This window comes from Kitasatospora sp. LaBMicrA B282 (assembly GCF_050325825.1).
In the GTDB taxonomy this organism is placed as follows: Bacteria; Actinomycetota; Actinomycetes; order Streptomycetales; family Streptomycetaceae; genus Kitasatospora.
The window spans coordinates 19,759-28,088 of sequence record NZ_JBNQTI010000121.1 but is presented as its reverse complement, the minus strand read 5'-3'; the positions used below and the strand labels follow the sequence as shown (position 1 = coordinate 28,088).

The window sequence follows — 8,330 nt, the reverse complement described above, 5'->3', positions numbered from 1 at the left end:
CTGCCGGCGAGCCGCCGCCGCGGCCCGCGGTCGGCGTCGGCGGCCACCGCGGCTCGCCCGCCGAGCCGTTCCCCGGCACCACGGCCGAGGCCGCCGAGCCGATCGGCGAGCACACCCAGGGCAGCCTCTTCGACGTGGTCAAGGTCGCCATCGCGATGCTCGACACCGCCGGCCGGGTGGTGCTCTGGAGCCCGGCGGCCGAGGAGCTGCTCGGCTGGCCCAGCGAGGTGCTGGTGGGCCGTCGGATCGAGGAGCTGATGGCGGACGAGCAGCGGGTGGCCGACACCCGCGAGGCGTTCGCCGGCGCGCTGCGCACCGGCGGCTGGCAGGGGCTGACCCAACTGCACCACCGGGACGGCCCCAAGGTCCTGGTGGAGGCCCGGATCTCGCTGCTGGTGGACGGCGACGGCACCCCCTTCCTGCTGGTGGCGCTGGCCGAGGCGGGCGCGCTGCGGGCGGTGGAGCGCGACCTGGCGGTGCGCGACGCGCTCTTCGAGCAGTCCCCGCTCGGCATCGCGGTGCTGGACACCGACCTGCGCTACACCGCGGTCAACCAGACGCTGGCCGAGATGAACGGGGTGGCCGCCGAGGAGCACGTCGGGCGGACCACCGGCGAGACGCTGCCGGAACGGGCCGCCGACGAGATCAGCGTGATCCAGCGTCAGGTGCTGGCCACCGGCGAGCCGGTGATCGACGTGACGCTGATGTCGCCGGCCACCGCGGTCCGCGCCGGCTACCGGTCGATCTCCTACAGCCGGCTCACCGACCGCGGCGGGAAGGTGCTCGGCATCTCCGGCACCGTGATGGACGTCACCGAGCGCTACCGGGCGGTGGCCAAGGTCGAGCACGCCCGCCGCCGGCTGGCGCTGCTCAACGAGTTCGGCTCGCGGATCGGCGACCTGCTGGACGCCTCCCGGATCGCCCAGGAGCTGGCCAGCGCCGCGGTGCCGCGGCTGGCCGACTTCGCCGCCGCGATCCTGCTCCAGGCGGTGGCGCACGGCGACGACCTGCCCCGGCACGGGCACGACCGGCGCACCTCGCTGCTGCAGCTCGGGGTGGCCGCCACCCAGGACGGCGAGGAGGTGGAGGTGATGCTCCGCCGGGGCGCCCGGATCAGCTTCGCCGAGGACTCCTGCTACGGCCGGGTGCTGCGCACCGGAGTCCCCGAACTGCTCTCCGGCGCCGAGGAGTTGGCCGAGGCGACGTACCCGGGCGACCCCAAGGTGCAGGCGGCGCTGACGCTCGGGGCGCACTCCGTGCTGGTGGTCCCGCTGCGGGCCCGGGGGATCGTGATCGGGCTGCTGGTGCTCAGCCGGGCCGGTCGCCGGGAGGCCTTCGACCGGGACGACCTGGCCTTCTCGGTGGAGCTCGCCGACCGGGCCGGCAGCTCGCTGGACAACGCCCGGCTCTACGTGCGCGAGCGCACCGCCGCGCTCACCCTGCAGCGCACCCTGCTGCCGCAGCAGGTGCCGCAGCCCACCGGGGTCGAGGTGGCCTACCGCTACGTGCCCGGCAGCAGCGGCACCGAGGTCGGCGGCGACTGGTTCGACGTGATCCCGCTGCCCGGCGACCGCACCGCTCTGGTGGTCGGCGACGTGATGGGCCACGGCCTGCGGGCGGCCGCCACGATGGGGCGGCTGCGCACCGCGGTGCGGGTGCTCGCGGCCCTGGACCTGCCGCCCGACGTGCTGCTGCGGCACGTCCACGAGCTGGCCGACGACCTGGCCCAGGGGCCGGACGAGGCCCTGCTGGCCACCTGCGTCTACGCGGTCTACGACCCGGCCACCGCCCGGCTCACGGTGGCCAAGGCGGGTCACATCCCGCCGGTGCTGGTGCGCCCGCCGCGGCCGGGCCCGGCCCGCACCGGCAGCCCGCTGCCCGGCGGCGAGGGCCGGGTGCTGGACCTGCCCTCGGGCGCACCGCTCGGGGTCGGTGGGGTGCCGTTCGAGGCGGTGGAGCTGGTGGTCCCCGAGGGCAGCGTGCTGGCGCTGTGCACCGACGGCCTGGTGGAGTCCCGGGACAAGGACCTGGACGTCGGCCTGGGCCGGTTGCAGGCGGTGCTGGAGAAGCCCTACGGGTCGATCCAGCACGCCTGCGAGGCGGTGCTGGACACCATGGAGCAGGGCCGCGAGCCGGACGACGTGGCGCTGCTGCTGGCCCGGCTGGGCCGTGGGGAGGAGGGCTCCCGGACGGTCGGCTGGACGCTGCCGGCCGAGCCCACCGCGGTCTCCCGGGCCCGCCGGCTGGTCCGTGGCGCGCTCCAGGACTGGGGCGTGGAGCAGCTCACCGACACCGCCGAGCTGCTGGTCAGCGAGCTGGTGACCAACTCGGTGCGGTACGCGAGCGCGCCCATCGGGGTGCGGCTGACGCTGGGCGAGACGCTGCTGGTGGAGATCTCCGACCCGCTGCCCGACCCGCCCCGGGAGCGGCACGCGGCCGCCGCCGACGAGGGCGGGCGCGGGCTGGAGCTGGTGCGCCGGTTGGCGCTGCGCTGGGGGGCCCGGGCCGAGGGCATGGGCAAGGTGGTCTGGTTCGAGCAGGAATTGCCGGGGAAGGAGGACGAGCGGTGAAGTCGGCGACGAACGACGGACGATGATCCGTGCGCTGATCGATCAGTCATTCGAATATTCGGGGCTTGTCCATGCCAGACGGGCGCCGAAGGCGCACGGGAGTGGACCGGGGGCGCGAGCACAGCAGGTTGACGGCGCGAGGCCATCGGCAAAAACCTTCGCTCGATTTGATGTTGTGATGTTGGGGGCGTGTGCGCTCGCCCCCGGATGATGAATACTCGGTCATCTCAGGTCTTCTCGACATCCGGATGGGCGCGGGTTGGAGGGGTCGGTCGTTGAACAGCTTGCCGGCGCGGGAAGCGCTGACTGGTAGCGGCCATGCCGCGGTGCCCGGGCAGTCGGGCGCACCGGTCGCCGCGGGCGCCCCCGGGCCGGGGGCTGCGCCGTTCGGCGGCGCGACCACCACCGGCGCCGCCGGGGTCCCCGGTGCGGCGCGCTGGGGCGACACCGACCCCGGGTCGATCTACGAGTTCATCCGGGTCGCCACCTTCGCGATCGGCCCCGACGGCCGGATCAGCCAGTGGAGCGAGCGGGCCGCCGACTTCTTCGCGCTGCCGGCCGCCGAGGCGCTCGGCGCCGACCCGGTCACCGCCCTGGTGCCGCGCGAGCTGTGGCGGCGCGGCCGCTCCCGGCTGGAGCGGACGCTGGCCGGCGAGGAGTGGGTGGGCACCGTGCCCTACCGCGAGCCGGACGGGGCCGAGGGCCTGGCCGAGGTCTACCTGATGCCCGCCGTCGCCCCGCACCCGGCCGGCGGCACCGGGACCGCCGCCGCGGACGCCGCGCGCACCGCGGACGCCGCCCGCACCGCCGACGCGGCCCGCACCGACGGCACCCGCGCGGCCGAGGGCGGCGCGCTCTGCCTCGCCGTGGACCTCGGCAAGCTGCGCCGGATCGAGACCGACCTGGCCGCCTCCGAAGCCGTCTTCGGGCAGACCCCGAGCGGCTTCTTCCTGTTCGACCGGCAGCTGCGGCTGCAGCGGGTCAACCAGGCCTTCGCCGACGCGGTCGGGGTCGACCCGGAGGCGCTGTGCGGGCTGACCGCGCACGACCTGTTCTCCTTCTCCGAGGCCGAGCGGCTGCAGGCCGCGCTGCGCCAGGTGCTGCAGAGCGGCGACCCGGTGGTCGACCTGCGGTTCAGCGGCACCGTGCCGACCCGCAACGGCGAGCGCCGCTGGGCCATCTCGCTCTACCGGCTGACCGGCTCGGGCGAGCGTCCGATGGGCGTGGCCGGGCAGGTCAACGACGTCACCAGCCGGCACGTGGCCGAGCGCGAGGCGGCCGGGGTGCGCCGCAACCTGGCCCTGGTCAACGAGGCCAGCGCGCACATCGGCTCCACCCTCGACCTGGAGACCACCGCCAAGGAGCTGCTGGACGTGGTGGTCCCGCAGTTCTGCGACGTGGCCACGGTCGACCTCTACGCGGCGCTGCTCTCCGGCGAGAGCGGCCCCTCGCTGGCCGGCAGCGGCAGCCACCCCTACGACGGCAGCGGCGAGCTGCGCCGGGTCGCGGTCTCCAGCGTGGTCGGCGGCGCCACCTCGGTGCTCGGCGGCGACCAGGGCGGCTACGCCGACCAGTCCTACGGCGCCCGCCTCGCCGCCGCGGAGGCCGGCGGCACGCTCTGCTACCCGCCGCGCTCCCCGCACGCCCGGGCGCTGCGCACCGGCCGCAGCGCGATCCCGGACGCCGGCCCCGACCCGCTGCTGCGCAGCACCCTGGTGGTCCCGCTGGTGGCCCGGGACGTGGTGCTCGGCCTGGTCCAGCTCTCCCGGGCGATCGGCAGCGAGCCGTTCGACGCCCGGGACGTGGCGATCGCCGAGGAGATCGCCGCCCGCGCCGCGGTCTGCGTGGACAACGCCCGGCTCTACCGGCGCGAGCACGAGCGGGCGCTGATCCTGCAGCGCAGCCTGCTGCCGCCCGGCAACCCCGAGGCCAGCGGCCTGGAGATCGCCTGCCGCTACCGGCCCAGCAACAACAACACCGAGGTCGGCGGCGACTGGTTCGACGTGATCCCGCTGCCGGGCAACCGCACCGCCCTGGTGATCGGCGACGTGATGGGCCGCGGGCTGCGCGCCGCGGTGGCGATGGGTCAGTTGCGCACCGCGGTGCGGACCTTGGCGATGCTCGACCTGGAGCCGGCCGAGGTGCTGGACAAGCTGGACGAGATCGCCCGCGGCCTCGGCGACCCCGGCCCCGGTCCGGGCCCGCTGCCCGGCTACGGCGGCGCGGGCCGCGCGGGCTCCGTCCCCGGCGACCCCGCGGACGCCGCCGAGGTCTACCTGGCCACCTGCGTCTACGCGGTCTACGACGCGGTGACCCGCCGCTGCGTCTTCGCCAACGCCGGCCACCTGCCGCCCGCGCTGCTCAGCCCGGGCGAGCCGGCCCGGATGGTCGACGTGCCGCCGGGCCTGCCGCTCGGCGTGGGCGGCGAGCCGTTCGAGGAGGTCACCCTGGAGCTGCCGGACGGCGCGCTGCTCGGCCTCTACACCGACGGCCTGGTGGAGTCCCGCAAGCACCAGCTGGACGAGGGCCTGCTGGCCTTCCGGAACGCGCTGGAGAACGGCGCCCCGGCCCTGGAGACGCTCTGCGACCAGGTGCTCAACGAGCTGGACCCGCACCACGGCGAGGACGACATCGCGCTGCTGATGGCCCGGGTCAAGGCGCTGCCGGAGGACGCGGTCGGCGACTGGAAGCTGCCGCCGGAGCCCACCTCGGTGGCCAAGGCCCGCGAGCGGGCCTGCGCCTGGCTGCTGGCCCGCGGGCTGGACGAGCTGGTCGACACCACCGAGCTGCTGGTCAGCGAGCTGGTGACGAACGCGCTGCGGCACGGCCGCGGCGACATCCGGCTGCGCCTGCTGCGGGACAGCGTGGTGGTCTGCGAGGTGTGGGACGACGGCTACGCGCAGCCGCGCCAGCGCCGGGCCCAGGAGACCGACGAGGGCGGCCGCGGCCTGCAGCTGGTCAGCCTGCTGGCCGAGCGCTGGGGCAGCCGCCGCACCCCGCACGGCAAGATCGTCTGGTTCGAACTGAGCCTGTGAGCCCCGCGGTCCGCGGGGCCCACGGCCCGGCGGCCGTCAGTCCCGCGGGCGGCGGCCGATCTTCGTGCCCAGCCAGACCAGCGGGTCGTACTTGCGGTCGGCCACCCGCTCCTTGAGCGGGATCAGCGCGTTGTCGGTGATCCCGATGTGCTCGGGGCAGACCTCGGTGCAGCACTTGGTGATGTTGCAGTAGCCCAGGCCGTGCACCTCCTGGGCGGCGGCCTTGCGGTCCAGCCCGTCGTCGGCGGCCGCGTCCAGCGGGTGCATGTCCAGCTCGGCGACCCGCATCAGGAAGCGCGGACCGGCGAAGGCGGCCTTGTTCTCCTCGTGGTCGCGCACCGCGTGGCAGGTGTCCTGGCAGAGGAAGCACTCGATGCACTTGCGGAACTCCTGGGAGCGGGCCACGTCCTCCTGACGCATCCGGTACTGCCCCGGGGCCAGGTGGGCCGGCGGCACGAACGCGGGCACCTCGCGCGCCTTGGCGTAGTTGAAGCCCACGTCGGTGACCAGGTCGCGGATGCTGGGGAAGGTGCGCAGCGGGGTGAGCACCACCGGCTCGCCGGGCGGCAGCGCCGACATCCGGGTCATGCAGAGCAGCCGCGGCCGCCCGTTCACCTCCGCGCTGCACGAGCCGCACTTGCCCGCCTTGCAGTTCCACCGCACCGCCAGGTCCGGCGCCTCGGTGGCCTGCAGCCGGTGCACCAGGTCGAGCACCACCTCGCCCTCGTGGGCCGCCACCCGGTAGTCGGCGAAGCCGCCCGCACCCCGCTCGCCGCGCCAGATCCGCAGCTCGACCTGCTCACTCGTGCTCATCGGCCAGCTCCTCCGGGGTGAAGTACTTCGCCAGTTCGGTCCGCTCGAAGAGGGCCAGCAGGTCGGCGCGGACCGGCGGGTTGGGCTGCCGGACCACCGCCACCTCCTGATCCGCCGTCAGCGAGCAGACCAGGTTGACCCGTCGCCAGTCGCGGTCCATCGCCGGCCAGTCCTCCCGGGTGTGCCCGCCGCGGCTCTCCCGGCGCAGCAGCGCCGCCCTGGCCACGCACTGCGAGACCAGCAGCATGTTCCGCAGGTCCAGGGCCAGGTGCCAGCCGGGGTTGAACTGCCGGTGGCCCTCCACCGCCAGGTGGGCGGCCCGGTCGCGCAGCACCGCGAGCCGCTCCTGCGCCTGCTTCATCTCGCCGGCCCGCCGGATGATCCCGACCAGGTCGTTCATGGTCTGCTGGAGCTCCTGGTGCAGCGCGTACGGGTGCTCGCCCGCGCCCTGACCGGCGTCCTCGAAGGGGGCCAGCACCTCGGCCGTCGCCGCCGCCACCGCCGCCGGGTCCACCGCCGGCCGCTCGCCCAGCGCGGCCACGTACTCGGCCGCGTGCAGCCCGGCCCGGCGCCCGAAGACCAGCAGGTCGGAGAGCGAGTTGCCGCCCAGCCGGTTGGAGCCGTGCATCCCGCCGGCCACCTCGCCGGCCGCGTAGAGGCCGGGCACGGCGGGGCTGGCGGCGGTGTCGGGGTCCACCTCCACCCCGCCCATCACGTAGTGGCAGGTGGGGCCGACCTCCATCGGCTCGCGGGTGATGTCGACGTCGGCCAGCTCCTTGAACTGGTGGTGCATCGAGGGCAGCCGGCGGATGATCTCCTCGGCCGGCAGCCGGCTCGAGACGTCCAGGAAGACCCCGCCGTGCGGGGTGCCGCGGCCGGCCTTGACCTCGGCGTTGATCGCCCGGGCCACCTCGTCGCGGGGGAGCAGCTCGGGCGGGCGGCGGTGCTTGTCCGGGTCGGCGTACCAGCCGTCGGCCTCCGCCTCGCTCTCGGCGTACTGGCCGCGGAACACCTCGGGCACGTAGTCGAACATGAACCGGCGGCCCTCGCTGTTGCGCAGCACCCCGCCGTCGCCGCGCACCGACTCGGTGACCAGGATCCCCTTCACCGAGGGCGGCCAGACCATGCCGGTCGGGTGGAACTGGACGAACTCCATGTTCAGCAGCCGGGCGCCGGCCAGCAGCGCCAGCGCGTGGCCGTCGCCGGTGTACTCCCAGGAGTTGGAGGTCACCTTGAAGGACTTGCCGATCCCGCCGGTGGCCAGCACCACGGCCGGGGCGGCGATGGTGAACAGCTGCCCGGTCTCCCGCCGGTAGCCGAAGACCCCGGCGACCCGGTCGCCGTCCTTCAGGATCCTGGTGACGGTGTACTCCTGGAAGACCTTCAGGTGCGACTCGTACTGCGCTGGATCCTTCTGGCCGGTGGCCTTGAAGTCGGCCTGCTGGAGCGCCACCACCTTCTGCTGCAGGGTGCGGATCAGCTCCAGCCCGGTCCGGTCGCCGACGTGCGCCAGCCGCGGGTACTCGTGGCCGCCGAAGTTGCGCTGGGAGATCCGGCCGTCCTTGGTGCGGTCGAAGAGCGCGCCCCAGGTCTCCAGCTCCCAGACCCGCTCGGGCGCCTCCTTGGCGTGCAGCTCGGCCATCCGCCAGTGGTTGAGGAACTTGCCCCCGCGCATGGTGTCGCGGAAGTGCACCTGCCAGTTGTCGCCGCTGTTGACGTTGCCCATCGCGGCCGCGATGCCGCCCTCGGCCATCACGGTGTGGGCCTTGCCGAAGAGCGACTTGCAGATCACCGCGACCCGCATCCCCTGCTCGCGCGCCTCGATCGCGGCCCGCAGCCCGGCCCCGCCGGCGCCGACCACGACGACGTCGTACTCATCGGTCTCGTCCATCAGGCTCCCCAGGAGAGGTCG

General features: G+C 74.7%; 4 protein-coding genes. 2 read left to right on the top strand and 2 right to left on the bottom strand.

Annotated elements, in window-relative coordinates:
* Window positions 1–2,570 (top strand): SpoIIE family protein phosphatase (locus ACQRUO_RS27610; RefSeq protein ID WP_428318795.1); only part of this gene is annotated, 2,570 nt, incomplete at its 5' end.
* A 461-nt stretch (window positions 2,571–3,031) separates the two neighbouring features.
* Window positions 3,032–5,605: a SpoIIE family protein phosphatase gene (locus tag ACQRUO_RS27605; protein WP_428318796.1), complete on the top strand. Its 2,574-nt coding sequence runs from the start codon at window positions 3,032–3,034 to the stop codon at window positions 5,603–5,605.
* 36 nt (window positions 5,606–5,641) lie between these two features.
* On the opposite strand, the gene ACQRUO_RS27600 is transcribed toward ACQRUO_RS27605, so the two are convergent.
* Together ACQRUO_RS27600 and ACQRUO_RS27595 are read right to left on the bottom strand one after the other, a co-directional pair.
* The gene (locus ACQRUO_RS27600) at window positions 5,642–6,418 is read right to left on the bottom strand and encodes a succinate dehydrogenase/fumarate reductase iron-sulfur subunit (protein ID WP_428318794.1); all 777 of its coding nucleotides are present in this window, start codon (window positions 6,416–6,418) and stop codon (window positions 5,642–5,644) included.
* A complete protein-coding gene (locus ACQRUO_RS27595) occupies window positions 6,405–8,309 on the bottom strand; it encodes a fumarate reductase/succinate dehydrogenase flavoprotein subunit (protein WP_428318793.1) in 1,905 nt (634 codons plus the stop codon). The genes ACQRUO_RS27600 and ACQRUO_RS27595 overlap by 14 nt, the downstream gene beginning before the upstream one ends.
* Window positions 8,310–8,330 lie beyond the last annotated feature (21 nt).